The 26,303-nt window shown below is 44.2% G+C and carries 28 protein-coding genes; 25 read left to right on the top strand and 3 right to left on the bottom strand.

What is annotated here, in order from left to right; genetic code table 11:
* Positions 1–5 precede the first annotated feature (5 nt).
* On the top strand, positions 6–1,091 hold the full coding sequence (locus NFS43_RS21705; protein WP_251554950.1) for a sulfate/molybdate ABC transporter ATP-binding protein: 1,086 nt from the start codon (positions 6–8) through the stop codon (positions 1,089–1,091).
* Between the two features lie 40 nt (positions 1,092–1,131).
* On the opposite strand, the gene NFS43_RS21700 is transcribed toward NFS43_RS21705, so the two are convergent.
* On the bottom strand, positions 1,132–1,737 hold the full coding sequence (locus tag NFS43_RS21700) for a TetR/AcrR family transcriptional regulator (protein WP_251554949.1): 606 nt from the start codon (positions 1,735–1,737) through the stop codon (positions 1,132–1,134).
* Positions 1,738–1,891: 154 nt separating this feature from the next.
* On the opposite strand from NFS43_RS21700, the gene NFS43_RS21695 reads away from it, so the two are divergent.
* Positions 1,892–2,452 (top strand): putative ABC transporter permease, encoded by a 561-nt coding sequence (locus NFS43_RS21695; RefSeq protein ID WP_251554948.1) that lies wholly within the window; start codon positions 1,892–1,894, stop codon positions 2,450–2,452.
* Positions 2,453–2,699: 247 nt separating this feature from the next.
* On the opposite strand, the gene NFS43_RS21690 is transcribed toward NFS43_RS21695, so the two are convergent.
* Positions 2,700–3,383 carry a YqjF family protein gene (locus tag NFS43_RS21690; protein ID WP_251554946.1) on the bottom strand — a complete coding sequence of 228 codons (684 nt, stop codon included), beginning with the start codon at positions 3,381–3,383 and terminating at the stop codon, positions 2,700–2,702.
* A 94-nt stretch (positions 3,384–3,477) separates the two neighbouring features.
* Between NFS43_RS21690 and NFS43_RS21685 the strand changes: the two genes are divergently transcribed.
* The 3 genes from NFS43_RS21685 to NFS43_RS21675 all read left to right on the top strand — a co-directional run bounded on the left by NFS43_RS21685 (position 3,478) and on the right by NFS43_RS21675 (position 5,460).
* Positions 3,478–3,849 (top strand): ArsR/SmtB family transcription factor, encoded by a 372-nt coding sequence (locus NFS43_RS21685; RefSeq protein ID WP_251554944.1) that lies wholly within the window; start codon positions 3,478–3,480, stop codon positions 3,847–3,849.
* Between the two features lie 111 nt (positions 3,850–3,960).
* The gene (locus tag NFS43_RS21680; protein ID WP_251554942.1) at positions 3,961–4,887 is read left to right on the top strand and encodes a cation diffusion facilitator family transporter; all 927 of its coding nucleotides are present in this window, start codon (positions 3,961–3,963) and stop codon (positions 4,885–4,887) included.
* A gap of 117 nt (positions 4,888–5,004) precedes the next feature.
* On the top strand, positions 5,005–5,460 hold the full coding sequence (locus tag NFS43_RS21675) for a hypothetical protein (RefSeq protein WP_251554940.1): 456 nt from the start codon (positions 5,005–5,007) through the stop codon (positions 5,458–5,460).
* 87 nt (positions 5,461–5,547) lie between these two features.
* Here NFS43_RS21675 and NFS43_RS21670 read toward each other — a convergent pair whose 3' ends face one another.
* Positions 5,548–6,579: a DUF3231 family protein gene (locus tag NFS43_RS21670; protein WP_251554939.1), complete on the bottom strand. Its 1,032-nt coding sequence runs from the start codon at positions 6,577–6,579 to the stop codon at positions 5,548–5,550.
* A gap of 335 nt (positions 6,580–6,914) precedes the next feature.
* On the opposite strand from NFS43_RS21670, the gene NFS43_RS21665 reads away from it, so the two are divergent.
* The 20 genes from NFS43_RS21665 (at position 6,915) to hisIE (ending at position 26,007) form a co-directional block, all read left to right on the top strand.
* The gene (locus tag NFS43_RS21665; protein WP_251554938.1) at positions 6,915–7,424 is read left to right on the top strand and encodes a DoxX family protein; all 510 of its coding nucleotides are present in this window, start codon (positions 6,915–6,917) and stop codon (positions 7,422–7,424) included.
* Between the two features lie 206 nt (positions 7,425–7,630).
* The gene (locus NFS43_RS21660) at positions 7,631–7,867 is read left to right on the top strand and encodes a CsbA family protein (protein ID WP_251554960.1); all 237 of its coding nucleotides are present in this window, start codon (positions 7,631–7,633) and stop codon (positions 7,865–7,867) included.
* 169 nt (positions 7,868–8,036) lie between these two features.
* Positions 8,037–10,016: an excinuclease ABC subunit UvrB gene (uvrB, locus tag NFS43_RS21655; RefSeq protein WP_251554937.1), complete on the top strand. Its 1,980-nt coding sequence runs from the start codon at positions 8,037–8,039 to the stop codon at positions 10,014–10,016.
* Between the two features lie 7 nt (positions 10,017–10,023).
* Positions 10,024–12,897, top strand: coding sequence for an excinuclease ABC subunit UvrA (uvrA, locus tag NFS43_RS21650; protein WP_251554936.1), 2,874 nt, complete (start codon positions 10,024–10,026; stop codon positions 12,895–12,897).
* 136 nt (positions 12,898–13,033) lie between these two features.
* Positions 13,034–13,348 carry a magnetosome magnetite crystal formation protein family gene (locus NFS43_RS21645; RefSeq protein ID WP_251554935.1) on the top strand — a complete coding sequence of 105 codons (315 nt, stop codon included), beginning with the start codon at positions 13,034–13,036 and terminating at the stop codon, positions 13,346–13,348.
* 57 nt (positions 13,349–13,405) lie between these two features.
* Entirely contained in the window at positions 13,406–14,548 is a 1,143-nt protein-coding gene (locus NFS43_RS21640; RefSeq protein ID WP_338150627.1) for a DUF4097 family beta strand repeat-containing protein, read from the top strand.
* A 15-nt stretch (positions 14,549–14,563) separates the two neighbouring features.
* Positions 14,564–14,932 carry a phage holin family protein gene (locus NFS43_RS21635; protein WP_251554934.1) on the top strand — a complete coding sequence of 123 codons (369 nt, stop codon included), beginning with the start codon at positions 14,564–14,566 and terminating at the stop codon, positions 14,930–14,932.
* 156 nt (positions 14,933–15,088) lie between these two features.
* Positions 15,089–16,024, top strand: a complete 936-nt coding sequence (gene hprK, locus NFS43_RS21630) for an HPr(Ser) kinase/phosphatase (protein ID WP_251554933.1) — start codon at positions 15,089–15,091, stop codon at positions 16,022–16,024.
* Between the two features lie 21 nt (positions 16,025–16,045).
* Positions 16,046–16,861, top strand: coding sequence for a prolipoprotein diacylglyceryl transferase (gene lgt / locus NFS43_RS21625; protein WP_251554958.1), 816 nt, complete (start codon positions 16,046–16,048; stop codon positions 16,859–16,861).
* Positions 16,862–16,903: 42 nt separating this feature from the next.
* Positions 16,904–17,848 (top strand): nucleoside recognition domain-containing protein, encoded by a 945-nt coding sequence (locus NFS43_RS21620; protein WP_251554932.1) that lies wholly within the window; start codon positions 16,904–16,906, stop codon positions 17,846–17,848.
* Positions 17,841–18,485, top strand: coding sequence for a pyrophosphatase PpaX (gene ppaX / locus NFS43_RS21615; protein ID WP_251554930.1), 645 nt, complete (start codon positions 17,841–17,843; stop codon positions 18,483–18,485). The genes NFS43_RS21620 and ppaX overlap by 8 nt, the downstream gene beginning before the upstream one ends.
* A 4-nt stretch (positions 18,486–18,489) precedes the next feature.
* Positions 18,490–19,026 (top strand): acyltransferase, encoded by a 537-nt coding sequence (locus tag NFS43_RS21610; protein WP_251554928.1) that lies wholly within the window; start codon positions 18,490–18,492, stop codon positions 19,024–19,026.
* A gap of 465 nt (positions 19,027–19,491) precedes the next feature.
* Positions 19,492–20,664, top strand: a complete 1,173-nt coding sequence (locus NFS43_RS21605) for an ATP phosphoribosyltransferase regulatory subunit (protein WP_251554926.1) — start codon at positions 19,492–19,494, stop codon at positions 20,662–20,664.
* On the top strand, positions 20,657–21,289 hold the full coding sequence (hisG, locus tag NFS43_RS21600) for an ATP phosphoribosyltransferase (RefSeq protein ID WP_251554925.1): 633 nt from the start codon (positions 20,657–20,659) through the stop codon (positions 21,287–21,289). Before NFS43_RS21605 ends, hisG begins: the two co-directional genes overlap by 8 nt.
* Before the next feature lies 1 nt (position 21,290).
* On the top strand, positions 21,291–22,574 hold the full coding sequence (gene hisD / locus NFS43_RS21595) for a histidinol dehydrogenase (protein WP_251554924.1): 1,284 nt from the start codon (positions 21,291–21,293) through the stop codon (positions 22,572–22,574).
* A 77-nt stretch (positions 22,575–22,651) separates the two neighbouring features.
* The gene (gene hisB / locus NFS43_RS21590; protein ID WP_251554923.1) at positions 22,652–23,239 is read left to right on the top strand and encodes an imidazoleglycerol-phosphate dehydratase HisB; all 588 of its coding nucleotides are present in this window, start codon (positions 22,652–22,654) and stop codon (positions 23,237–23,239) included.
* A 28-nt stretch (positions 23,240–23,267) separates the two neighbouring features.
* Positions 23,268–23,894, top strand: coding sequence for an imidazole glycerol phosphate synthase subunit HisH (gene hisH, locus NFS43_RS21585; protein ID WP_251554957.1), 627 nt, complete (start codon positions 23,268–23,270; stop codon positions 23,892–23,894).
* Positions 23,891–24,616: a 1-(5-phosphoribosyl)-5-[(5-phosphoribosylamino)methylideneamino]imidazole-4-carboxamide isomerase gene (gene hisA, locus NFS43_RS21580; protein ID WP_251554916.1), complete on the top strand. Its 726-nt coding sequence runs from the start codon at positions 23,891–23,893 to the stop codon at positions 24,614–24,616. Before hisH ends, hisA begins: the two co-directional genes overlap by 4 nt.
* Positions 24,617–25,378, top strand: a complete 762-nt coding sequence (gene hisF / locus NFS43_RS21575) for an imidazole glycerol phosphate synthase subunit HisF (protein WP_251554914.1) — start codon at positions 24,617–24,619, stop codon at positions 25,376–25,378.
* Positions 25,375–26,007 carry a bifunctional phosphoribosyl-AMP cyclohydrolase/phosphoribosyl-ATP diphosphatase HisIE gene (gene hisIE, locus NFS43_RS21570; RefSeq protein WP_251554912.1) on the top strand — a complete coding sequence of 211 codons (633 nt, stop codon included), beginning with the start codon at positions 25,375–25,377 and terminating at the stop codon, positions 26,005–26,007. The genes hisF and hisIE overlap by 4 nt, the downstream gene beginning before the upstream one ends.
* Positions 26,008–26,303 lie beyond the last annotated feature (296 nt).

The raw sequence follows: 26,303 nt of genomic DNA, 5'->3' as shown, positions 1-26,303 counted from the left end.
AGAAAATGGGAATAAGCATTTGTGATGTTTCGAAAACGTTTAGCCGGTTTCCCGCTGTTAAAAACATAGACTTGGAAATACCGACAGGAGCTTTTGTTGCCTTGTTGGGGCCATCAGGTTCAGGGAAAACGACACTCCTGAGGTTAATAGCCGGATTGGAGAGCCTTGATTCAGGAAAAATTTTATTTAACGGTCTTGATTATACGAATAAAACGGTTAAAGAACGAAAGGTTGGGTTTGTTTTTCAACATTATGCTTTGTTTAAGCACATGACAATTTTTGAAAATGTGTCGTTTGGATTGAAGGTAAGGCCGCGCAGGCTGCGGCCCACGAAGAAGGAAATAAAAGAGAAGGTTTACGAATTATTAAGATTGGTTCAGTTAGAGCAATTGGCTGACCGCTATCCCTCCCAGCTTTCCGGCGGACAGCGCCAGCGGATTGCATTGGCGCGGGCCCTTGCTGTTGAACCGGAAGTGCTCCTGCTGGATGAGCCGTTTGGGGCACTCGATGCCAAGGTACGCCAAGAGCTGAGGCATTGGCTGCGGGAGATTCATCAAAAATTGAACATTACGACCGTTTTTGTTACCCATGATCAGGAAGAGGCACTGGAAATGGCTGATACAATTGTGGTCATGAACAAGGGGATGGCCGTGCAGATTGGGTCCCCGGAAGAGGTTTACCATCGGCCTGCCAACGCCTTTGTCTATAGCTTTTTAGGCAGAGTGAATAAATTGGCCGGTGCGGCTTTATTGGAAACAACCGAGCGGGTAACTGATTTAGAAAATGGGTTGGCCGGTTATATTCGGCCCCATGAAATTGTTTTGAAAAAAATACCGCAGGAACAGAGCATTCCTGTGGAAGTATCCCATGTCCATGCTGTCGGCTCCACCGTGCGGATCCAAATAAAGAGGTGTGCGGCAGACGATTATTACGAGGCCGAATTGACCACGGAAAAATACAAGGAATTGGGGAGTGTAAAAAAAGGCGACGTCCTTTATGCCGAATTTAATAATATTGTAGTCTTCAGAAATGATCGTGAAGCTGACCAGCCTTTTGAAGATCCAAAAAAATTAAGTGCTGCCCTACATTAACCTGAAAGTGGAGAGTGTCCAAATTGGGCTGTCTCCATTTTTATTTTATTAAGCCTGTCGTATGCCCAGGTCCTAATAAAGTCATTTTTGCCAATATCAATGTCAACTCCTGCGGCGATTTTTCCATTCCGGTTTCTAGCCAATATTGGATGACACCAACATGGGCAGAGCAGATATAGGATAGGAGGAAATCAATAGGAACCATGATTCCTTCTTCGTCCAGCTTGGATATAAGAAAACGGTGCATCAGGCTTTTCATCATTTCTTTTAACTTTACTTGAAAACCGGGATCTCCCTTTGGTCCAAGCAAGGCTTTGAGGAAGGGAGCATTATCCTTAAAGTATTCAAATAGTTTCACGATAACGGGAAAGGGTTGATTCTGATTGGTAAAAGACAGAGCATCTTCGGGGGTTATTTCCTGAACAATCTCCTCGATTCCTGAAAAAATTTCGGCTTCACTTTTTTCCAAAAGATCGTATTTATCTTGGTAATGCAGATAAAAGGTTCCTCGATTGATTTTTGCGCTTTCCGTTATATCCCTCACCGTAACGGCCTCAAAGCCTTTTTTTTCCATTAACTCCGTAAACATATCACGGATGAGCCGCTTTGTGCGGAGGACTCGTTTGTCTGTTTGTTTTTTTGGCATGAGATTCCACTCCTTACGATCATTATAATCAGGAGGAGCGGTGATATTCAACATTATGTACAGTATTACAGCACTACTTCAAATTAGGAATATTTTCCTGAATGCCAGCAAATCCTATAAGCGTCATTTTGAACAATAGAGGTGCTTAGTTTTGATGAGCGGTGTTTCCATTTTTGATGTTTCTCAGCTTGAAGGAATGAGAGCAGCCCTGTTTTATTTTATGATTTATTCCTTTTTGGGCTGGGTGTTGGAAAACAGTTTCAATTTTTTTACGAAGGGGAAATTTTTAAAGGACAACTTTTTGTACGGGCCGTTTAAACCAATGTATGGTTTCGCTCCGTTACTATTAGTTTTATTGGCGGCACCTGACCTCCACTGGGGGCTAGTGCTCTGTTTCGTCATTCCGACAGCTGTTGAATATGTCAGCGGTGCTTTACTGAAAAAGCTGTTCAATCAACAATGGTGGGATTATTCGGATAAACGCTTTCAGCTTCATGGCCACATATGTTTGCCGTTCTCTATTTGCTGGACCGTGCTTTCATTGATATTTTTAGAATGGATTCATCCCGCTGCCATAAACGTTTACGAGGCCGTAAATCCATACTGGAACTGGGTTTGGTCGGCGGTGGGCTTATATTTTCTGGCTGATTTGGTGCTTACAGTAAGAAGGCATGCAATTGCCAATTTAGTTATAGAAGAAATTCATTCGGAATAAAATGGCTTGGCAACTGATTAGGCTTAAAGCTTTTTTCCGGCAGCTAAAAAACAATCATGAAACTCCTTCAGTTAAATAGAAGGAGTTTTTACTTTTAAATAGAAATATGGAACAGGATCTTAAAAGGGGTTCTTTTGAAGAAGGTGTATATAAAGGCTGGGATTTCCCTCATGCTCCCGTTCTTATATTTCATAATTTCCGGCTGGGGAATGAGTTTTCTTTGCTACAAAGGGATTATATGGCCAAATTATACTTTTCCAACCGTCTTTAGTGGCAAAATATAAGCCTGTTTAACCTTGGCATAATGTACTAGTGAAGGCACTGAGGGCAAATCCAAATAAGGTAACGCGATTTTGTTGATCGCAGCCTCCGCACTGCTAACCTCCCAGTGTTCATGGCGGATTTCTCCTCGCAGCAGCAGACGGCCGAAATCAGTAAACAAAGTATAGCGTTCGAGGAGCCAAAAGCTTAAACTATTAGGCTCAACTGGCACAGCTGCTTCCAAACTGGGCCGATAGGCGGCCGAAAATTCTCCGCTTCCAAATTGCTGCTTGCTATTAAAAATAATCTCGCTATTTTTCTGAAGCATGTCCATTTTGGCGAGCCGATACGGCAGGGATAACGTTTTTGCCCCTAACACTGAAGGCAAGTGGTTCGCATCCAGTTCAAAAAAATATACCCCGCTAACTCCACCGTATTTCACATAAGTTCTGACATTTAACTCTAAATAAGAATTCAGCAGAGGAATTTCCGGCATCCAGTGAAATCGCTGATGGCGGACTCGGAAGGGGAGAATGGTGATCCATGCCTTCTTTTGAAACAAATCCAATTCAAGTTTGGGAGGAAGCAATGGCTGAATCGTATCCGGTTCTGCCTCCCAATGGCAAAAAAGTATATCTTCCCATGTTTGGGTCATAATCCATTGATTCATTTTATGCAAAAATTCCTTTCAAAATGATTGACATTCAAATGTTTATTTGAATATCATATACTCAAACGAACATTTGAATGAAGTGGGTGAACCTATGAACGAGCGTGACGTATGCGAGGCAGTCTGCGAGAGCAGTGAAAAAACTTCACTCCTTAAACAGCAGATTGACCAAAGCCACCATATTGTGGAAGTCACGAAGCTTTTTAAGGCATTATCGGATGAGACAAGAATGAAAGCCGCCTATGCATTGACCCTTGAAAAGGAACTCTGCGTATGTGATGTGGCACAAATTATTGGAGCAACAACAGCAACGGCTTCCCATCATCTGCGGCATTTAAAAAGTCTTGGACTCGCCAAATATAGAAAAGAAGGCAAGCTTGTTTATTATTCCCTTGATGACGATCATGTAAAACAATTAATCCGCATCGCATTTGCCCATCAGGAGGAATTGGCAAGCAGAGGGTAACCCTATGTATGGAGGGGATGGATATTTATGCGAAGTAATATCGATTTAAGGGAAGGTTAGTTTAAAAAGAGAATGGCTCAATCAACACATGGGCTTTTGGGGGGGATAAAGTTGGGACATCATCATCAACACGGACATCACCATGGACACCATCACGATCATCAACCATCAAATTACGGGAAGGCGTTTGGTTTTGGTATAACCTTAAATGTCATTTTTATTATTGTAGAAGTGGCATATGGAATTCTTGGCGATTCTTTAGCATTACTTGCGGATGCAGGTCATAACCTTAGTGATGTTTTAGGACTTGTCATCGCATGGATCGCCGTTTGGTTAGGAAAAAAAGCACCGACAACCAAATTAACGTATGGCTACAAAAAGAGTTCCATTCTTGCGGCACTTTTTAATGCAGTGTTTTTGCTTGTTGCCATTGGAGCCATCGCTTGGGAAGCCATTCAAAGGTTTTCCACATCTGCTCCTGTTGCCGGAAAAACGGTGATAGTCGTTGCTTTAATTGGTATTGTGATTAACACGGTTACCGCACTTTTGTTTATGTCTGGAAGAAAAAATGATTTAAATATTCGCGGGGCATTTCTGCACATGGCGGCTGATGCCTTGGTTTCACTTGGTGTAGTGATTTCTGGTTTTATCATGATTTGGTCTGGCTGGGAATGGATTGATCCGCTCGTCAGCTTATTAATTGCCATCGTCATTTTCATTGGGACTTGGAGCTTATTACGTGAGTCGCTAAGTTTATCTCTCGATGCTGTTCCCGCGGGGATTGATATGGATAAAATCAATCATTATTTAAAAAATTTGCCAACCGTCATTGAAGTACATGACTTGCATGTTTGGGCAATGAGTACGACTGAGCCGGCATTGACTGTTCATCTTATCCGTACAGATATAACGGATAACGATCAATTGCTGCAGAAATTACACAAGGAACTGCATGATCAGTTTGGGGTTGAACATAGTACCATTCAAATTGAAAAGGGTGAGTACCGCTGTTCGCAGGCTCCATTTGATGTGATATAAACGTTTTGACGAATACAGGGTGGTTTCACAGCCATCCTTTTTTACTGCACATCTGGAATAGATGATTATTGTGTGAGAGATATTAAGTTTAACACTCCCATGAAATAGGAGATAAAAATGTTTATTGTCTTTATAGTGGTATCCTACTTATTAGCCGGGCTTGTACTATTGTTCTCACCTAAAAGGTTAACTAAACAAGAAATATACATGGCATGGATCATTATATCATTCATCACATTATTATCTGATACAATCTTCGGACTCCTTTTGGATCAGTATGATTTATTGGATGGGCAGGGGCCGCAGCCGTTAGATTTATTTGTGGAACTGACATTACCTGCTTTATTTGGGATTTTGTATATGAATTTTATGCCGGGTGAAACAAGAAAATTTATTCCGTACATGGTGTTTTGGATTGTGTTTTCAGTTCTATATGAACAATTTTCCCGATATACAGGTTATGTGAACTATAAAGGGTGGAATGGATGGTATTCAGCATTGTTTTACCTGTTTGCATGTCTTTTTATGAGGTGGCATTTCAGGTTTATTCGAAAAGGAATAACTAAAGATTAGTCTATTGCAATCATACAAGAAGAAAGAGGCTGTCTATTAAGGGGTCTGACCCCTTAATAGACAGCCTCTTTGATGAAACATTCCATTTTATGAGTCTTGTGTCAAGGCTTTTCGGTCGATCGCTTCAGGCTGTTTTTCTAACCATCCATGTTTCACCATAATCCTGTAGGATAATGCCCCAGCCTCCATCGCATGGGTAAAAACTTTACTATAGTTCAAAAGTATGTCTGATCTGAAGCTTGAACCTAGTGATGCGCCATAGTATGTAAGTGCTGCATTTATTAAAAAACCTGAGTGGAACATAATCAATTTGTCAGAAAAAGGACTCACAGTAGAATCAGTAATTTCGGCATCCCATTTATCGGGTATTGGTAAATTATCTTGGATTAATATATCATTAAAGCTTTCAGCATCCTTCCCTGCAAGTTTCATGTTTTTTATCATAAAATCACGAACATCTTCCGACTCCGCTACCTGACTAAAAGCTAAACTTAGCGACTTGATAAATCCAGTTTTCGTGGAATTAAAGAAAAGGGTGCTGATTTCCGAACCATTTAGCGGTCTTTTATCACCAACTAAATTAGAAATCATCCCTGTTGTTTCCATAAACTTTGCCCCCTGTGGTGATGGAATTGTGGGGACACTTGCGAATTTTTGCTGCCCCTTAGCCAATTCTACGATCTTTTGAAACAAATCCTTAGAGGTAGCTGTACATTCAAAAAAATAATCTTGTAAGTCTCTCCGCTCGAAGTTTGTAATTGCTAAGCTATAGGCGGTTAACCCATGTATGGTCATAATATACGAGTAAAATAGCAGAAATTGATCAGAGAACAGGCGAGGAGCATTAACATTCACGTCACTCTCTGTAAATCCTATTGGAATTTGGAAATTGGCGTTTTTCAGGAATTCTGAGATTTTCGTAATATGGCTCTCCGATAACTGTAATGATAATTCTAAAATAGATTTAATCTCATTGTTTTCAACAATGTTAAGAAAATATTTGTATACACATATTGACATACTATCTCCCGTGTATTGAAGCCAAAGTGCGGATACTTCCGCAGCGGTTAACGAGTTTGTTTTTGTATCCCTAAATATTCCCAAAGGAAATACCTCCAATATAGTGTGATTGTGAGATTATTTTATGATAGTGGTATAAAACTATACGGATAAATCGGAGGACTTTCCGTTGTACTGTCTAATCTATGGAGCATGGTAACTTTGTGAGGCCTTAAAAGTTTGTTGTTCCAGCCACGGCTAAATGCCCGTTATAAAACAAATTCCATGGTTCAACCTGGTCCAATCCAGCATATTTCCTCTATGTTCATAGTTTCGCCACATGATTTTTAACATTATGTGAACAAATTCACATTACCAACATTTTTACCTTAAATTACGTTATATTTTATGTGTGAAATCATTCAGTACTTATTTTAGAAAGGAAGCGACCTTCAATGTTCGTAAATTGGTTAAGAGGCAGTAAAATTTCATCAGCTATTTTATTAGTTTTTCGTTTAGTCTTGGGTTATACATTTATTTCAGCAGGTTTTCATAAATTAACAGGTGGAGGCTTTGATGCTTCAGGCTTTTTAAAAGGAGCGATTGCAAATCCAGTAAGCTCTGAGGGCGAGGTTTTATACGGATGGTATGTTTCATTCCTAAAACATTTTGCTCTGCCAAATGTTGATATCTTTAATACAATCGTCCCTATTGGCGAGTTCTTAATTGGCTTAGGCTTAATCCTTGGCTGCTTAACTACAGCAGCAGCATTCTTTGGATTGGTCATGAACTTTTCATTCTTCCTTGCAGGCACTGTTTCTTCCAACCCGCAAGATATTTTCTTAGGTTTCTTTATCGCATTCAGCGGCTTCAATGCAGGAAGATACGGCCTAGACCGCTGGGTAATTCCATTCATCCGCAAAACAGTATTTAAACAAAAAGCTAGTCCAGGCCAGACAGTTTAGATAATCTAATTTAAAAGGTGCCCCCATTCCAATGGGGGCACCTTTTTAAGCTTACGCATTTGTCTCTATTAGTCTATATCCGTCACTTCATCGCTTAATGTAGAAGGACTTAGGCGCCGTCAATGAGAACATTTTTGTTGCAATTTTATGGATAAGTTTCTAGAATTGATTTACAAAAAGGTTAAAATGAGGTGTACCATTTGGAGATGGTAATCAAATATTTGTCGGCGCTTATTTTGCCAGGCCTATTGGTCATGCTGTTTTCACGCGTAACCTATAATCGCCTGATTGGACTTGTCTTAACGGTTGCCCTGATTGCGGCATCTGTCTATAAAGGATACACAAATGCCTTTCCTCTAATCGTTGTTGATGCCTTCTCGTTAACGGCGGGCTTCTGGCTTGCGGCAAAAATGAAGCCAAAACCGGCCGGCACAAAAGAATAATCAGAGTCTGCCTGCTTGGGCAGGCTTTTTTGTTTACATAGCATACCACTTAATGGAAATAACGATAAAAAAACGAATATTAGTTCGCATATTTGTGGTTTGTTTTTGGTGGAATGTGGTAGAATGTTAGTATTGAATTTTAGAATGCGGAGGACGGGAGGGAACAATTGTGAAAGATCAATTTGAGTTAGTTTCCAAATACTCACCTCAAGGGGATCAGCCTGAGGCCATTCGTCAATTAGTCGAAGGCATCCATCAAAACAAACGCTATCAAACTCTGCTCGGTGCAACGGGTACAGGGAAAACATTTACGGTTTCCAATGTCATCAAAGAGGTTAACAAACCGACCTTGGTGATTGCCCATAATAAAACCCTGGCTGGACAGCTTTACAGTGAATTTAAAGAATTTTTCCCGAATAATGCTGTAGAGTATTTTGTCAGTTATTACGATTACTATCAGCCGGAAGCCTATGTTCCCCAAACCGATACCTTTATCGAAAAAGACGCCAGCATCAACGATGAAATCGATAAACTGCGGCACTCAGCCACATCTGCCTTGTTTGAACGCAAAGACGTCATAGTTATCGCCAGTGTGTCCTGCATCTACGGTCTCGGTTCACCGGAAGAATACCGCGAGATGGTATTGTCACTCCGGACCGGAATGGAAGTGGAACGGAACCAGCTGCTTAGAAAACTGGTTGATATCCAATATGAACGTAACGATATTGATTTTAAACGGGGAACGTTCCGTGTTCGTGGTGACGTCGTTGAGATTTTTCCAGTTTCCCGGGATGAGCACTGTATCCGGGTTGAATTTTTTGGCGATGAAATCGACCGTATACGCGAAGTCGATGCACTAACTGGAGAAATTATCGGCGAACGCGGCCATGTCGCAATTTTTCCTGCATCCCACTTCGTTACAAGGGAAGAAAAACTGCGCATTGCAATAGAAAATATTGAAAAAGAACTAGAAGAGCGGCTGGCCGAACTAAGAGCGGAAGAAAAACTGCTGGAGGCGCAGCGTCTTGAACAAAGGACACGATATGATTTAGAAATGATGAGGGAAATGGGATTCTGCTCAGGGATTGAGAACTATTCCAGGCACTTGACACTGCGTCCGGCCGGCTCCACTCCTTATACCCTGCTTGATTTCTTTCCGGAGGACTTCCTCTTGGTCATAGATGAGTCTCATGTCACCCTGCCGCAAGTGAGAGGAATGTTCAATGGCGACAGGGCCCGGAAACAGGTGCTGGTGGATCATGGATTCCGGCTGCCGTCTGCGATGGATAACCGGCCGCTGATGTTTGACGAATTTGAAAAGCATATTCACAATGCGATTTTTGTATCAGCCACTCCTGGACCATTTGAAATCGAACATACACCGGTAATGGTCGAACAAATCATCCGGCCGACCGGCCTGCTCGATCCAACGATCGATGTCCGGCCGATTGAAGGGCAAATTGATGATTTAATCGGTGAGATTCAAGAGCGGACCAAACGCAATGAACGGGTGCTGGTAACGACGCTGACAAAGAAAATGTCTGAGGACTTAACCGATTATTTGAAAGAAATTGGCATAAAAGTCCAATATCTGCATTCCGAAGTCAAAACGCTGGAGCGGATTGAAATTATCCGCGAGCTCCGTCTCGGCAAATATGACGTACTTGTTGGAATTAACCTGCTGCGGGAAGGCTTGGATATCCCGGAAGTATCGTTGGTCGCTATATTGGATGCCGATAAAGAAGGCTTCCTCCGTTCCGAACGGTCGCTGATCCAAACAATCGGCCGGGCAGCCCGGAATGCCAACGGCCAAGTCATCATGTATGCCGACCGGATCACCGATTCCATGGAAAAGGCGATCAGCGAAACGAAACGCCGCCGCGAGATTCAGGAAGAATTCAATCGCAAGCACGGGATTACTCCCCAAACGATTCAGAAAGATATTCGCGAAGCCATCCGGGCGACACATGCTGCCGAGGATCAGGAAGAGTACAAGCCAACAGCAGCCTTTGGCAAGCTGAACAAAAAAGAACGGGAAAAGCTGATAGCCGATATGGAAAAAGAAATGAAAGCAGCGGCAAAAGATTTAAACTTCGAACGTGCCGCCGAGCTTCGTGATTTAATTTTGGAATTGAAAGCGGAAGGATGACGAAACAATGGCGATGGAAAAATTAATTGTCAAAGGCGCCAGGGCCAATAATTTAAAAAATATTGATGTCACCATTCCGAGAGATAAGCTTGTTGTATTAACGGGACTTTCCGGATCAGGAAAGTCCTCACTCGCGTTTGATACGATTTATGCAGAAGGCCAGCGCCGATATGTGGAATCCTTATCGGCCTATGCCCGGCAGTTTCTCGGCCAAATGGATAAACCGGATGTGGATACAATTGAGGGATTATCCCCTGCCATATCCATTGACCAAAAAACGACCAGCAACAACCCGAGGTCAACGGTTGGAACGGTGACAGAGATTTATGATTACTTAAGATTGCTTTTTGCCAGGGTGGGACATCCAACCTGTCCCATCCATAATATTGAAATCTCCTCCCAAACGATTGAACAAATGGTCGACCGGATCCTCGAATACCCGGAACGGACAAAAATGCAAATTCTTGCCCCGGTTGTTTCCGGACGCAAAGGGCAGCATGTAAAAGTTCTTGAGGACATTAAAAAGAAAGGCTTTGTCCGTGTGCGTGTGGACGGAGAAATGTTTGACTTAAGCGAAGAAATCGAATTGGATAAAAACAAAAAGCATTCCATTGAAGTAGTGGTCGACCGCATTGTTGTAAAAGAAGGAATGGCAGCGCGGGTAGCGGACTCTCTTGAAACGGCCCTCGAACTTGGTGAGGGAAAGGTGGTCGTGGATGTCATTGGCCAAGAAGAGCTTATTTTCAGTGAAAACCATGCCTGCCCGATTTGCGGTTTCTCCATAGGAGAATTGGAACCGCGGATGTTTTCGTTCAATAGCCCATTTGGTGCCTGTCCGGAATGTGACGGCCTAGGCTCCAAGCTGGAAGTCGACCTTGACCTTGTGATACCCAACAAAGAACTGACATTGAGGCAGCATGCGATTGCTCCTTGGGAGCCGACCAGCTCACAGTATTATCCGCAGCTGTTAGAAGCGGTTTGCAGCCATTACGGAATCGACATGGATATTCCGGTAAAGGATATACCAGACCAACTTCTTGACAAAATTTTATACGGATCCGGTCATGAAAAAATCTATTTTAAGTATGAAAATGATTTTGGCCAAACACGCGAAGGCTACATCCAATTTGAAGGTGTCTTAAACAATGTGGAGCGGCGCTATAAAGAGACAAGCTCTGATTATATCCGTGAGCAGATGGAAAAATATATGGCTCAGCAGCATTGCCCTGCTTGCAAAGGCTACCGTTTGAAAAAAGAAAGCCTTGCGGTGTTGATTAATGGTCATCATATTGCCCATGTAACCGACTTTTCGATTGGAGAGGCCGTGCAATATTTCGCTGGTTTGGAGCTTTCTGATAAAGAAACCCAGGTTGCCAAGTTAATTCTGCGTGAGATTAATGAACGGCTTGGTTTCTTAATAAATGTAGGCCTTGATTATTTAACACTCAGCCGGATGGCCGGAACCCTTTCCGGCGGGGAAGCCCAGCGGATTCGGCTGGCTACCCAGATCGGGTCGAGGCTTACAGGCGTATTATATATTTTGGATGAACCGTCCATTGGATTGCACCAGCGGGATAATGACCGTCTGATTGAAACACTGCAAAACATGCGCGATATCGGGAATACGTTGATTGTCGTCGAACATGATGAAGACACGATGCTGGCAGCAGATTATTTGATTGATATTGGGCCAGGGGCCGGGGAACACGGGGGTGAGGTCATCTCGGCAGGAACGCCGGCAGAAGTGATGGCCGATCCGAATTCATTGACAGGCCAGTATCTGTCCGGCAAGAAATTTATCCCGCTGCCATTGGAACGTCGCAAGCCAGATAGCCGATTTGTGGAAATCAAAGGAGCCGCAGAAAATAATCTGAAAAACATCAATGTCAAATTCCCTCTAGGAATGTTTATTGCCGTAACTGGGGTTTCAGGTTCCGGGAAAAGCACATTGATTAATGAGATTCTTCATAAGTCGCTGGCACAAAAGTTAAACAGGGCGAAAATGAAACCGGGGCAGCACAAGAGCATTAAAGGTCTTGAGCAGCTGGAAAAAGTCGTGGACATCGATCAATCGCCAATTGGAAGAACACCTCGTTCCAACCCGGCCACTTATACTGGCGTGTTTGACGATATTCGTGATGTGTTTGCTGCAACGAATGAAGCCAAAGTCCGCGGTTACAAAAAGGGCCGCTTCAGTTTCAATGTCAAGGGCGGCCGCTGTGAGGCGTGTAAGGGCGATGGGATTATCAAAATTGAAATGCACTTTTTACCTGATGTTTATGTTCCTTGTGAGGTTTGCCATGGGAAACGGTATAACCGTGAAACCTTAGAGGTTAAATACAAAGGAAAAAATATTTCAGATGTCCTGGACATGACTGTAGAGGAAGCATTGAAATTTTTCGAAAACATTCCGAAAATCAGCCGAAAAATCCAGACTATTTATGATGTAGGGCTTGGCTACATGAAGCTTGGCCAGCCGGCGACTACCCTTTCAGGCGGAGAGGCACAGCGTGTCAAGCTCGCTTCGGAGCTGCACCGCCGCTCAACGGGCAAAACCTTTTATATTTTGGATGAACCAACGACGGGACTACATGTGGACGATATCTCTAGACTGTTGGTTGTCCTGCAGCGTTTGGTGGAAAATGGCGATACTGTTTTGGTGATTGAGCACAATCTTGATGTTATAAAGACCGCTGATTATTTGATCGACCTTGGACCGGAAGGCGGCGACAAAGGCGGAACCATTGTGGCGACAGGGACTCCAGAAAAGGTGGCAGAGGTACCGGAATCGTATACAGGCAAATATCTAAAACCGATTTTGGAGCGGGACCGGACGCGCATGCGCCAGCAAATAGAACAGAAAAGTACGATCAATGCATAGGCTCCAAAGAGCTGAAATCCTGTCAAAAGGGATTTCGGCTCTTTTTATTTCGATATAATAGTCCTGTTTTTTTAAAAAAGCAACGAAACTTATGACCTTCTCAATCGTAAAATAATGGATAAGGGGGAAGAACGAAATGGATACTAGAAAAATACTTTCGAGTTTGTGTTATTTTAGCATATTTTTTGCCGGTTTTATTTTTCCGTTGGTGGTTTGGCTGGCAAGCGGAGATGACATCACGAAGCATCATGCCAAAAAATCCTTGCTGTCGCATCTTATTCCACTATTTTGTGTACCGGTGATTGTGTTGATTTTCATTTTTGAGTTTGTTGGCTTGGGGAATGAAATCCCAGTGTTTTCAATGATCAGTATGGCGGTTCTTGCGATTGTTTCTCTAGTGGTAGTCATTTGGAACATCGTGAAAGGCGTAAAGGTGCTTATTTCTGAATAGATTTAGTAAAGAAGTAAAAGGCAGGCTTGTACATTTGGGATTGCTGCAATGACATAAATGAAATTTAATTCTGATCATTTTGAGGTGGAAAAGATGAAAGAGGAACGCAAGCGGATTTTAAAAATGGTTGAAGAGGGAAAACTGACAGTTGATGAAGCCTTGACGCTGCTGGATGAACTGGAGAAAGACCAAAAAACTATGGAGCAAAAGCAGGAACAAATCTTGAACGAGCTCTCCACTGTGGTCGAATTCCAGGAATCCAAAAAAGAAGATCCATTCAATGCGAAGTTGCAATCAACCAAGGAAAAGATTTTTGAATTCGTCGACTCTGCGCTAAAAAAAATCAAAGATATGGATTTTGATTTGAATTTTGGCCACTCCATCGATATTTCACACATTTTCCAGCATGGGGATGCCAATGTGCGTGATCTGGATATCGACATTGCTAATGGTTCAGTCCAACTTTCTGCCTGGGACCAGCCGGATGTCCGCGTGGAATGTCAAGCCAAGGTTTACCGAGTGGAAACACAGGACCAAGCCCGGGAGAATTTTTTGCGGGATGTTGTTTTTTCACTGGAAAGCGGCCGGCTGCGTTTTGTGACCCAGCAGAAATGGATGAAGGTTGATGCGGTCATCTATCTGCCAAAGGCGGACTTTAACAAGGCCCGAATCAGATTGTTTAACGGCTCTATCACCGGCAGCGGTTTCCATGCGAATGAATTGCGGGTCAAAACAGCAAACGGGAAAATCAATCTAGAGGGAATAAATGGGAAAAAGGCTGAGATCGAAACAGCGAACGGAAAGATTTCCGTTACACACAGCCAGTTCGAACAGCTTGAGGCAGAGACGATAAACGGCACGATCATTTTGGAAGGGGATTATCAAAAGACAGAAGCTGTATCATTTAACGGATCGATAACAGCTGCTCTAACCGGTGCGCGCAGTGAATGGCTCCATGCCAAGACCACGACGGGATCACTTGATTTGTCCATTCCAGAAGGCATAACGGTTAAAGGAGAGCTTAAAACAAATCTTGGCGGGTTTAACCTTCAACTGACCGGTGTACAAATTCTGGAGGAAAAAAGCGAAATGATCCAAAAATCGCTTCGGTTTCAATCCGTCGATCAGCCTGATGTAGACTTAAAGGTTTATGCAGATACAAAAACAGGTTCGGTTACATTAAAAAAATCATTGATATAAGTAGGAGTATAGGGTATGAGATGGTTAATTGGGTGTTTAATCAATGCCGTTTTGTTTATGGCATTCGCAGGATATTTTCATGATAGTTTTTACCTGACCGGATTTTGGGCCGCGCTTCAGGCGAGTATCCTGTTATCCATCTTAAATATTTTGGTTCGTCCGCTGTTAATCTTATTGACCCTGCCGGCAACTGTTTTGACAATGGGACTGTTTCTATTTGTCATAAATGCGATTACACTGGAGCTGACCGATTATTTTATGGGGGATGCCTTTGAAATCTCAGGTTTTGGGATGGCCCTGTTTCTTTCGGTGCTCATGTCACTAGTCAATCTCATCATACAAAAAACCTTGCTGGAACCGTCCAGGTCCTCGAAACGAAAATGAAAAAGGTGTCTGCCGCAACGATGTGGCACACCTTTTTTTTGTTTTTGCATGAACGAAAGTATGGTTCTTGGTTAAAAAATGTTAAAATAGGTGGTAATGGATTAAACCAAGAGAAAACGGATAATACCGTTTTAACTGTTAAAAGGAGGGGCCCTCTTGCCTAAAGTGCGTACGAAAGATATTTTGGAAAAATTTCAACTAGAATTGATTAGTGGAGAGGAAGGAATCAACCGCCCAATCACCACCAGCGATATTTCGCGTCCAGGTATTGAAATGGCTGGTTACTTTGAATATTATCCGGCAGACCGCATCCAGCTGCTGGGAAAAACGGAACTTTCCTTTTTTGAAGGATTGCCCGATCGGGAAAAGTTGTCCAGAATGGAGCAATTATGTACGGACATTACCCCTGCCATTATTGTGACGAGAGGGCTGGATGTGCCGCCTGAGCTAATCGAAGCCTCTGAGCAGGAATCTGTTCCCGTCTTAAGAGTGCCAATGAAAACTACCCGTTTTTCCAGCAGGCTGACCAACTTTTTAGAGAGCAAATTAGCACCGACTACTGCAGTTCATGGCGTTTTGGTAGACGTTTATGGAATTGGCGTGCTGATTACTGGAAAAAGCGGTGTCGGTAAGAGTGAAACGGCACTGGAATTGGTGAAACGCGGCCACCGGCTTGTGGCAGATGATTGTGTCGAAATCCGCCAAGAGGACCAGGACACATTAGTCGGAACCTCTCCGGAACTGATTGAGCATTTACTAGAAATACGCGGGCTGGGCATTATCAATGTCATGACACTTTTTGGCGCAGGTGCAGTCCGAAGCAATAAGCGGATTACTTTAGTCATTAACTTGGAAATATGGGATGCCAAAAAGCAGTACGATCGTCTAGGTCTTGATGAAGAGACAATGAAAATTATCGATACTGAGATTCCTAAACTGACGGTACCTGTCCGCCCTGGACGAAACCTTGCCGTTATCATCGAAGTGGCCGCTATGAATTTCCGATTAAAAAGAATGGGTGTGAATGCCGCTCAGCAGTTTACGGACCGGCTTTCCGATGTCATCGAAGACGGCGACCATGATGAGCTGTAGTTAAAAGGGGAGAGAAGAATGATGAACGAAAATATTCAGCCGCTGAATCCAATTGCCTTTTCACTAGGTCCGATTGAGGTTCATTGGTATGGCATTATCATTGGCTGCGGTCTGGCACTGGCACTTTTCTTGGCCATCCGTGAGGAAAAACGGCGCGGGCTTCCGAAAGATACGTTTGCCGATTTAATGTTGTGGGCGATACCCATTGCAATTATTTCAGCCAGGATTTACTATGTTGCTTTTGAGTGGGATTATTATCAAAACCATCCTGGTGATATTATAAAAATATGGAATGGCGGCATTGCCATCCATGGAGCATTGATTGGTTCTGTCATAACGGCTTATGTGTATTGTAAAACGCGGGGGATTTCTTTTTGGAAACTGACCGATATTGCTGCACCAAGTATTATTCTCGGACAAGCCATTGGCCGCTGGGGAAATTTCATGAACCAAGAAGCGCACGGTGGTGAAGTAACACGATCATTTTTAGAAAACTTGCATTTGCCTGATTTTATCATCAATCAGATGTATATTAATGGCACCTATTATCAACCGACTTTTTTTTATGAATCCATTTGGGATTTTGCCGGGTTTATCCTATTAATCTTGCTTCGCAGAGTCAATCTGCGCCGCGGGGAGATCTTCCTATCCTATTTGATTTGGTATTCGATTGGCCGATTTTATGTCGAAGGATTACGCACAGATAGTTTGATGCTGGGCAGCCTTCGAATGGCACAAATGATTTCCATTGCCCTGATTGTGGCGGCGATTATCATCATCGTATACCGCCGAGCTAGAAGCACTTCAAAGGCACGCTATTTGGATTTGGAAAACTAAGCATAGATAGAAATCGCATTTTTATGGGGGAGATTCAGGGTAATGCTTTTTGACTCATTGAAAAGAGGACTGCTGTCCGGCCTGAAGACGACATGGACGTTAGGAAAAGTTATTTTTCCTGTTACGCTAATTGTGTCAATCCTGCAGTACACACCCGTTTTGCCATGGGTGATCAAATTAATTTCCCCATTAATGAAGCTGATTGGCTTGTCTGGCGATGCGGCGATTCCACTGGTGCTGGGAAACTTTTTGAATTTATATGCTGCGATTGGAGCGATTTTGACGCTCGATTTAACAGTAAAAGAAGTATTCATCTTAGCTGTGATGCTGTCGTTCTCCCACAATTTATTCATTGAATCGGGCGTTGCCATGAGAGCAGGAGTCAAACTGTGGATTGTACTCATCACCCGGCCGGGTTTGGCGGTCGTTTCTGCTGCCGTGATTCATCTAGTCTGGCACGGAGGCGGGCAGGAAGCGAAATACGGTCTGCTGAATGGAACTGCAGAGCAGGCCGCAGGCTGGATGGGGATGATCCTGCAATCACTGGAAAAGGCAGGTCTGGGAATTCTTCAGATGGCGATGATTGTCATTCCGCTAATGATGGTGATTCAACTATTAAAAGATATTAAATGGCTGAACAAATTTTCGCGGACGATGGCTCCAATTACCAAATCACTAGGCATGCAGGAGAACACCTCTACAACGATGGCAGCTGGGCTTCTATTTGGCCTGGCTTATGGGGCAGGTGTTATGATTCAAGCGGTAGAGGATGAAGGGGTTAGCCAAAAGGACATAACACTGGCCTTCCTTTTCCTTATGGCTTGCCATGCAGTAGTAGAGGACACGCTGATCTTTGTTCCGCTGGGGATTCCGATCCTGCCGCTGTTTTTAATCCGATTGGGGACTGCTATCGCCTTAACCCTGATTGTTGGGACGATTTGGAAACGGACAGGCACGCTAAGAAGAAAGGAAGCAATGTATGACTAACCAGATTACCACATTATTGTTCGATTTAGATGGAACTTTAATTGATACAAATGAGTTAATCATAACCACCTATTTGCATACACTGGAAAAATATTTCCCTGGGAAATACACAAGGGAAGATGTTCTTCCGTTTATGGGCCCGACGCTTCATGAGGCTTTTGGCAGTATTGACCCGGATCGTGTCGAGGAAATGATTCTAGAATACCGTGGCTTTAATATTGCCAATCATGATTCGCTGGTTAAGGAATTCCCATGTGTTTATGAAACCCTCGAGAAGCTGTATGAAAATGGATTTAAGCTGGGGATTGTTACGACGAAAAGGCTCGATGTGGCTATGAAAGGCGTTAGGTTGATGAAATTGGATCCGTTTTTTGATGTGGTCATTGCCTATGATCACGTCACTAAGACGAAGCCAGATCCGGAACCCATCTACCAAGCGTTAGAACAGCTAAAGTCGGCCGCTGATGAAACCATCATGGTCGGGGATAATTTTCATGATATTCTAGGAGGGAAGAATGCCGGTACGAAAACCGCGGGTGTCGCCTGGTCGATTAAAGGGCGGGAGTATATAGCAAAATATGAACCAGATTACATCCTAGACCATATGACAGATTTATTAAAAATTGTCGGGGTGTGAGAGGATGAGAAAGACGACCCGTTATCCCGTTGAAGGGGCGAATTCGTTATGGCATGTGTATAAGACGGTGCCGTTTTGGAAGGTCGTAAAAAATTTTATTGTGATTGAGCTGGCCCGCTATACACCGTTTTTAGGCATGAAAAATTGGCTTTATCGCACCTTTCTGGGCATGGAGGTAGGCAGCCAGACTTCCTTCGCATTAATGGTCATGCTTGATGTGATGTTTCCGGAAAAAATCAGCGTGGGCAAAAATACGGTCATTGGCTATAATACGACGATTCTGGCGCATGAATATTTAATTAAGGAATACCGGCTTGGGGAGGTTAGGATCGGCAGCGAAGTGATGATTGGCGCCAATTCCACGATTCTCCCCGGTGTCACGATCGGCGACGGCGCCTTTGTGTCAGCGGGCACGCTAGTCCATAAGGATGTTCCCGCAGGAGCGTTTGTGGGAGGGAATCCGATGAGGGTGATTTATACGAAGGAGCAGCTAGCCGAACGCTGGGCCAATGACCCGATTTATGGAAAAACCAACAGCTGAACAAGAAGCCTTGTCATGATTGACGGGCTTTTTTACTAGATAAAACACAATTTAACCGAAGAGACAGGTGAAACTGTCTTTAATAACGACTCTTAATGACAAAACTATTAGGGAAGAAATCACACAGTCTGTCAGCATGGCTATTATTAGACACAGCTTCACTTGAAAGCAGAGAAACGGTCTTTCATTTGAAAAATGTCGAAAAGTCTGCGTTGATTTATCTGAAATTTACAAAATGATTAATAATTCCAACGAACGTTTTGGAGGGACAATCGATGCTAATAATTTCAACTTTTCACAAAGTATACTTCAATAAAGTGCTATGCATGATGGGGCAATCTGTTGAAAATCGTGTATATTCGGACTTTTCCATTGACGAATGATTTAATAAAGCGTAAACTACTACTATTAACTTTAATCCACTAATATATTAGCATACTAAAGCATTAGAAAAGGATGAGCAGGATGAGTCGCTTATTTATGTTCGAAAAGCCATTAGGAATGCGGGATACGCTTCCAGAAACCTATGAAAAAAAGCATCGGGTCCGGACACAAATGGCAGAAACCATGAGGCAGTGGGGCTACGAGTTTATGGAAACACCGACTCTCGAATACTATGAAACAGTTGGCGCAGCATCGGCGATAAGCGATGCCCAGCTTTTTAAATTGCTTGATAAGGACGGACATACCCTCGTGTTACGCCCAGACATGACAGCGCCAATTGCCAGGGTTGCCGCTTCCAAACTGTTAGATGAAAATCTGCCGATCCGATTGGCCTACACGGCCAACGTGTTCCGCGCCCAGCAGCGGGAAGGGGGACGGCCGGCTGAATTTGAACAAATTGGGATTGAATTTTTAAATGATCAAACCGTTTCCTGTGATGTAGAAGTCATCGCCCTGTTAATTTCTTCTTTAAAGAAAGCGGGATTAACTGAATTTCAGGTATCGATTGGCCATGTAGGATTTGCCCAGGAATTATTTATGCAGATCTTGGGAACGAACGGCCGGGCCACGACTTTAAGGAAATTTTTATATGAAAAAAATTATGTCGGCTACCGCGAGCAGGTCAATTCGTTCCAGCTGTCCACCATCGATAAACAAAGGCTCCTCAAGCTGCTTCAATTGAGGGGAGCCGGTGAGGTCATCGGCAATGCCCTGGATATCATTGAAAATGAAAAAGGCAAACAGGCCATACTCGAGCTGCAGCAGCTTTGGGAAGTAATCAAGGATTACGGTGTCGAGGAGCATGTGAAGTTTGATCTTTCCATTGTCAGCCATATGAGCTATTATTCCGGGATCTTATTTGAGGTTTATGCAGGAAATGTCGGCTTTCCGATTGGGAATGGCGGCCGCTATAGTTTAATAGAGAAGTTTGGAAAAAATGCAACTGCAACGGGGTTTGCCATAAGAGTGGATATGCTGCTTGAGGCACTTGGCGGCGGACCGCTGGAAAACAATGCTCACTGCATTTTATTCAGTCAAGAACGGAGAAAAGAGGCTTTTGGATTGGCAAAAAAAATGCATGAGCAAGGAAACAAAGCGGTGCTGCAGGACATTAATGGTGTCAACGACCTCGATGCGTTCACCAAGAAATTTTCCGACACTACTTATTTAATCGGAGGGCGTAAAGATGACTAACGTACTTACGATTGCCATGCCAAAAGGGCGGATTTTTGAAGAAGCGGCCGAACTGCTTCGCAAAGCAGGCTACAAGCTGCCGCCAGAATTTGATGATAATCGCAAATTAATTATTGAGGTTCCCGAAGAAGGCCTGCGCTTCATTTTAGCTAAGCCCATGGATGTCGCGACATATGTGGAGCATGGGGTGGCTGATGTCGGTATCGCCGGAAAAGATGTCCTGCTTGAAGAAGAGCGTGACGTGTATGAACTGCTTGATCTAAAAATCAGCAGCTGTTATTTGGCGGTCGCTGGGCTCCCTGATACAAAAATGAACGAGGTAGCTCCAAAAGTGGCAACCAAATATCCCAACGTGGCGGAAGCGTATTTCCGGGAGCAAGGCGAGCAGGTTGAGATTATTAAACTGAACGGTTCGATTGAACTTGCGCCATTAATCGGCCTATCTGACCGGATAGTCGATATCGTTTCGACAGGCAGGACGCTAAAGGAAAATGGTCTGGTGGAATATGAAAGAATTCAAGAAGTCACTTCCAGGCTGATAGTCAATCCGGTCAGCTACCGGATTAAAGATTCACAGATTGATGAGATGGTGGAACGTCTTCATGAAGTCGTGGAGGTTTTATAAAATGAGAATCCAAAAAGTAACAGACTTAGTTTCATTAAAACGGTCCATTGAAGCGGGAACCTCCGAACAGCAAGCGGTGGTAAAAGCAATTATCGCCGATGTGCGTTCCCGTAGGGACGAGGCTTTAAGGGAATACACCGAAAAATTTGACCGTATCCAATTAACTGATTTTTCCGTTACCGATTCGGAAATGGAGGAAGCCTATCGTCAAGTGGATGCGGATCTGATTGCTACGATTCGGGAAGCGGCAGAAAACATCCGAATCTATCATGAGAAGCAGCTGCGGCCATCTTGGATGACAACCGAAGAAAATGGAACGATCCTTGGCCAAAAAATTACGGCGTTGGATTCGGTTGGCGTCTATGTGCCGGGGGGAACGGCTGCCTATCCTTCATCGGTTTTGATGAACGTTGTTCCAGCTAAAGTGGCAGGTGTGGAACGGATTGTCATGGTGTCCCCTCCTGATGAAAATGGCAAGCTGCCGGCTGCCGTTCTGGTGGCGGCAAAGGAAGCCGGGGTAAAAGAAATTTATAAAGCAGGCGGCGCACAAGCGATTGCGGCACTTGCTTATGGTACCGAATCCATTAACCCCGTCGACAAAATTACCGGTCCAGGCAATATTTTTGTGGCATTGGCCAAGCGGGAAGTCTATGGCGATGTTGACATTGATATGATCGCCGGACCAAGCGAAATTGCCGTTTTGGCAGATGATACGGCGAAGGCTGCCGAGGTGGCGGCAGACCTGTTGTCACAGGCGGAGCATGACCCAAGAGCCTGCAGTGTATTGGTTACTCCATCAGAGCTGCTTGCTGAGCAGGTCGCAGCCGAAATTGAAAAGCAGCTCGCAACATTGCCGAGACAGGAAATTGCCTCTCGTTCAATTGCCGATTACGGTGCAATTTACATAACAGCTAATATGGAAGAAGCGGTGGCAGCGGTGAATCAATTGGCGCCTGAGCATCTTGAAATACAGTGCGCGAATGCCATTGGATTGTTGGGGAAAATCCGCCATGCCGGTGCCATTTTTATTGGCCGTTACAGCTCAGAGCCTGTCGGTGATTACTTTGCCGGACCGAACCATGTGCTGCCGACAAATGGAACCGCCCGCTTCTCGAGTCCACTGAACGTCGATGATTTTCAAAAGAAATCAAGTGTCATTATTTACAGCGAAACGGCTTTGAAGGAAAATAGCGCAAAAATCGCTTCATTTGCCCGTACGGAGGGCCTTGAAGCTCATGCACGTGCTGTAGAAATCAGAATAAACAATGACAAAAAGAATTTTTAATCTTTTTATTTGCGAATTTCGCTTGGTTATTTGCGAATCGAAAAAGCAGCAGAAAAAATCCAAAGGGGGCAGTCCTCATGACCAGAACCGCAAGCATTGAAAGAAAAACAAATGAAACGAACATTCAATTAAAATTTGAAATAGACGGTGAAGGACAATCTAATCTTGAAACCGGCGTTCCGTTTATGACCCATATGCTGGACTTGTTTACCAAGCATGGCCAATTTGATTTAACGGTTGACGCAAAAGGCGACACGGATGTCGATGACCATCACACTACAGAAGATATCGGGATTTGCTTAGGACAGGCGCTTCGTGAAGCGCTCGGCGACAAACGCGGAATTAAACGGTATGGCAATGCCTTTGTTCCGATGGATGAGGCACTTGCCCAGGTGGTGGTCGACCTCAGCAATCGGCCGCATTTCGAAATGCGCGGAGAGTTCCCGCAGCAAAAAGTAGGAACCTTTGATACGGAGCTGGTATACGAATTTTTATGGAAACTCGCACTCGAGGCGAGAATGAATCTTCATGTCATTGTTCATTATGGAAAAAATACACACCATATGATTGAGGCGGTTTTTAAAGCGCTTGGCCGGGCGTTAGATGAGGCGGCCATGATTGACCCACGGGTTAAAGGTGTTCCATCCACTAAGGGAATGCTGTAATCAAAACAAACAAGGGGTGACAAGCATCGTGATTGGGATTGTCGACTATGGAATGGGAAATCTGTTTAGTGTCAGCAAGGCATTGGAACGTTTGGGCGCCGATTATTATATTTCGGCAGAGGAAGAAGAGCTGCTTCGTGCGGACGCGTTAATTCTTCCAGGTGTAGGGGCGTTCCGTGATGCCATGGAACGGCTTCCAGCGAGCACAGTCAAAAAGTTTGCGGCTTCCGGCAAGCCGCTTTTAGGGATTTGCCTTGGCATGCAGCTGCTGTTTGAAAGCAGCGATGAAAATGGCCTGACAGAGGGCCTTGGGCTGCTTCCGGGACATGTCCGCCGATTTCCAGGTAGTACGAAGGATGGAGAAACCTATAAGGTGCCGCATATGGGCTGGAACCGGCTGACATTTGTTAAGCCGTCACCGCTTTTAGAAAAGTTGGAAGAGGATTATGTGTATTTCGTCCACTCCTATTTTGTCAATGCCAAACAATCCGATGTCATGTTGGCCAAAGCGGATTATCATGAACAGGTTTCCGCTATTGTCGGAAAAGACAATATTTACGGGATGCAATTCCACCCTGAAAAAAGCAGCCGCCTGGGAATGGCACTGCTGGGGAATTTTTTAAAAATGGCCGAAGAAAGGAAAGCAATTCGATGAGTATGATAATCTATCCGGCAATTGATATGCGGGGCGGCAAATGCGTGCGCCTTCTCCAAGGAGATTATGATCAGGAAACCGTCTACGGGGATTCGCCGTTCGGCATGGCCCAGACGTTTGCGGAAACTGGTGCTGAATGGATTCACATGGTGGATCTTGATGGGGCAAAGGATGGGAAGCGGGTGAATGACCGCTTTGTTATCCAAGCCGCCCAGCAGCTGTCCAATGTGAAAATTCAAATCGGCGGCGGCATTCGTTCAGAAGCGGATATTTTCCATTACCTTGAAAATGGAATCGACCGGGTGATTATCGGGAGCATTGCCGTTTCTCAGCCTGAATTTGCTATTGAAATGATTAAAAAGTATGGCAGCAGCATAGCTGTGGGCATTGATGCCAAAAATGGCTATGTGGCCACCCATGGCTGGCTGTCTACATCCGAGGCCAAAGCGGTGGAGCTTGGCAAACGCTTTGCTGATGCCGGCGCCGAAACGTTTATTTTTACCGATATTGCCACCGATGGAATGCTGTCAGGACCTAATATTGCAGCGGTAAAGGAAATGGCAGCGGTGACTGGGAAATATGTGATTGCCTCCGGAGGAGTAAGCAGTTTAGCAGACTTAAAGGCGCTGGCTGATGCAGGCATCCCAGGGGCGATTGTAGGAAAAGCCCTCTATGAAAATCGATTTACGCTGCAGCAGGCTTTAGAAGAGGTGAAGGCATAAATGGCGCTGACGAAAAGAATTATTCCCTGTCTTGATGTCAAAGATGGCCGTGTCGTAAAAGGAATCCAATTTGTTCAACTCCGCGATGCCGGTGATCCGGTTGAGCTTGCCCGTGTTTATGATGAGCAAGGGGCAGATGAACTGGTGTTTTTGGATATTTCCGCTTCCGTTGAGGGGCGAAAAACAATGGTCGAAGTGGTCAAAGCCGTTGCCTCTGAATTGGCCATTCCGTTTACCGTAGGCGGCGGCATCAATTCGCTTGAAGATATGAAAAAAATTCTTCGGGCCGGTGCCGATAAAGTGGCATTGAATACCGCAGCCGTAAACAATCCAGGATTAATTAGAGAGGGCTCCAGTTATTTTGGGTCACAGTGCATCGTGCTGGCGATCGATGCAAAATATGATCCAGAAATCGGAACATGGCGGGTTTATACGCATGGAGGAAGGACCCCTACTGACAAAAAAGTGATTGAATGGGCAAAAGAAGGAATGGAGCGTGGCGCAGGAGAAATTCTCTTGACCAGCATGGACAGTGACGGTGAAAAGAACGGGTTCGATTTAGGATTGACCAAGGCTGTCAGTGAAGCAGTATCGATTCCAGTTATCGCCTCCGGCGGGGCAGGCAATGCGGAGCATTTTGCAGAGGCTTTTACTGAAGGCAAAGCAGATGCGGCACTTGCAGCTTCGATTTTCCATTATAAAGAAACCTCTGTAGAGGAAATCAAAAGTTATTTACGTGAGAAGGAAGTGACGGTCCGATGAATCCGGACACGATTAAATTTGATGAAAAGGGATTAGTCCCTGCGATTATTCAGGATGCAGAAACGTTGGAAGTTTTAACATTGGCTTATATGAACAAAGAATCACTTGGAAAAACGTTAGAAACAGGTGAAACCTGGTTCTTTAGCCGCTCTCGTCAGGAGTTATGGCACAAGGGAGAAACGAGCGGAAACACACAGCAGATTGTCAGCATCGACTATGATTGCGACCAAGATGCGCTGCTTGTAAAGGTGAACCCGAAAGGCCCAGCTTGCCATACGGGTGCTGTCAGCTGTTTTTCACAGGAAGTTACGGAACGGAAATCGAGTTTGGGAGATTACCAAATCCTGCAAACTCTTGAACAAATCATTATCGATCGGGAACGTCAGCGTCCGGAAGGGGCCTATACGACGTATTTATTTGATAAAGGCGTCGATAAGATTTTGAAAAAGGTTGGAGAGGAATCTGCGGAAGTAATTATTGCGGCTAAGAACCGCAGCCATGAAGAACTAAGATGGGAAGCTGCTGACCTTCTTTATCACCTTCAGGTATTGCTGGTAGAGCAAGGCCTTCCATTTAAGGTTGTACTCAAAACTTTAGAAGAGCGCCACAACACGAAGGACCGGTCCTAATGGGCCGGTTTTTGTATTTTCCCAAATTTTTGTTCAAGAGGACAAGATTAGCAAGATCTATTTCGTCTTTGTCGCCATGAAGGGTTCAAGAGGACAAAAAACAATGATGGTGCCCCAATTCTGTCGCCATGAAGCGTTCAAGACGACAAAAGTCAATGTCAGAGCCTCAGTTCTGTCGCCATGAAGCGTTCAAGACGACAAAAGTCAATGCTAGAGCCCCAGTTCTGTCGCCATGAAGCGTTCAAGACGACAAAAGTCAATGCTAGAGCCCCAATTCTGTCGTCATGAAGCGTTCA

It is taken from the genome of Neobacillus muris (genome assembly GCF_943193175.1).
Lineage (GTDB): Bacteria > Bacillota > Bacilli > Bacillales > Cytobacillaceae > Neobacillus > Neobacillus muris.
The sequence above is the reverse complement of the archived record's forward strand: the minus strand, read 5'-3'. Positions and strand labels throughout refer to the sequence as shown.

What these genes read in the sequence shown, in the direction of transcription:
- NFS43_RS21620 (WP_251554932.1), top strand. Translation starts at nt 16,904, where the DNA reads ATGCTTTTTGACTCATTGAAAAGAGGACTGCTGTCCGGCCTGAAGACG.
- hisF (WP_251554914.1), top strand. Translation starts at nt 24,617, where the DNA reads ATGGCGCTGACGAAAAGAATTATTCCCTGTCTTGATGTCAAAGATGGC.
- NFS43_RS21635 (WP_251554934.1), top strand. Translation starts at nt 14,564, where the DNA reads ATGAGATGGTTAATTGGGTGTTTAATCAATGCCGTTTTGTTTATGGCA.
- NFS43_RS21605 (WP_251554926.1), top strand. Translation starts at nt 19,492, where the DNA reads ATGAGTCGCTTATTTATGTTCGAAAAGCCATTAGGAATGCGGGATACG.
- NFS43_RS21660 (WP_251554960.1), top strand. Translation starts at nt 7,631, where the DNA reads ATGGTAATCAAATATTTGTCGGCGCTTATTTTGCCAGGCCTATTGGTC.
- NFS43_RS21640 (WP_338150627.1), top strand. Translation starts at nt 13,406, where the DNA reads ATGAAATTTAATTCTGATCATTTTGAGGTGGAAAAGATGAAAGAGGAA.
- NFS43_RS21690 (WP_251554946.1), bottom strand. Translation starts at nt 3,383, where the DNA reads ATGAATCAATGGATTATGACCCAAACATGGGAAGATATACTTTTTTGC.
- NFS43_RS21665 (WP_251554938.1), top strand. Translation starts at nt 6,915, where the DNA reads ATGTTCGTAAATTGGTTAAGAGGCAGTAAAATTTCATCAGCTATTTTA.
- uvrA (WP_251554936.1), top strand. Translation starts at nt 10,024, where the DNA reads ATGGCGATGGAAAAATTAATTGTCAAAGGCGCCAGGGCCAATAATTTA.
- NFS43_RS21645 (WP_251554935.1), top strand. Translation starts at nt 13,034, where the DNA reads ATGGATACTAGAAAAATACTTTCGAGTTTGTGTTATTTTAGCATATTT.
- NFS43_RS21675 (WP_251554940.1), top strand. Translation starts at nt 5,005, where the DNA reads ATGTTTATTGTCTTTATAGTGGTATCCTACTTATTAGCCGGGCTTGTA.
- hisD (WP_251554924.1), top strand. Translation starts at nt 21,291, where the DNA reads ATGAGAATCCAAAAAGTAACAGACTTAGTTTCATTAAAACGGTCCATT.
- NFS43_RS21695 (WP_251554948.1), top strand. Translation starts at nt 1,892, where the DNA reads ATGAGCGGTGTTTCCATTTTTGATGTTTCTCAGCTTGAAGGAATGAGA.
- lgt (WP_251554958.1), top strand. Translation starts at nt 16,046, where the DNA reads ATGAACGAAAATATTCAGCCGCTGAATCCAATTGCCTTTTCACTAGGT.
- hisA (WP_251554916.1), top strand. Translation starts at nt 23,891, where the DNA reads ATGAGTATGATAATCTATCCGGCAATTGATATGCGGGGCGGCAAATGC.
- NFS43_RS21700 (WP_251554949.1), bottom strand. Translation starts at nt 1,737, where the DNA reads ATGCCAAAAAAACAAACAGACAAACGAGTCCTCCGCACAAAGCGGCTC.
- NFS43_RS21705 (WP_251554950.1), top strand. Translation starts at nt 6, where the DNA reads ATGGGAATAAGCATTTGTGATGTTTCGAAAACGTTTAGCCGGTTTCCC.
- hisG (WP_251554925.1), top strand. Translation starts at nt 20,657, where the DNA reads ATGACTAACGTACTTACGATTGCCATGCCAAAAGGGCGGATTTTTGAA.
- hisB (WP_251554923.1), top strand. Translation starts at nt 22,652, where the DNA reads ATGACCAGAACCGCAAGCATTGAAAGAAAAACAAATGAAACGAACATT.
- hisIE (WP_251554912.1), top strand. Translation starts at nt 25,375, where the DNA reads ATGAATCCGGACACGATTAAATTTGATGAAAAGGGATTAGTCCCTGCG.
- NFS43_RS21610 (WP_251554928.1), top strand. Translation starts at nt 18,490, where the DNA reads ATGAGAAAGACGACCCGTTATCCCGTTGAAGGGGCGAATTCGTTATGG.
- NFS43_RS21685 (WP_251554944.1), top strand. Translation starts at nt 3,478, where the DNA reads ATGAACGAGCGTGACGTATGCGAGGCAGTCTGCGAGAGCAGTGAAAAA.
- ppaX (WP_251554930.1), top strand. Translation starts at nt 17,841, where the DNA reads ATGACTAACCAGATTACCACATTATTGTTCGATTTAGATGGAACTTTA.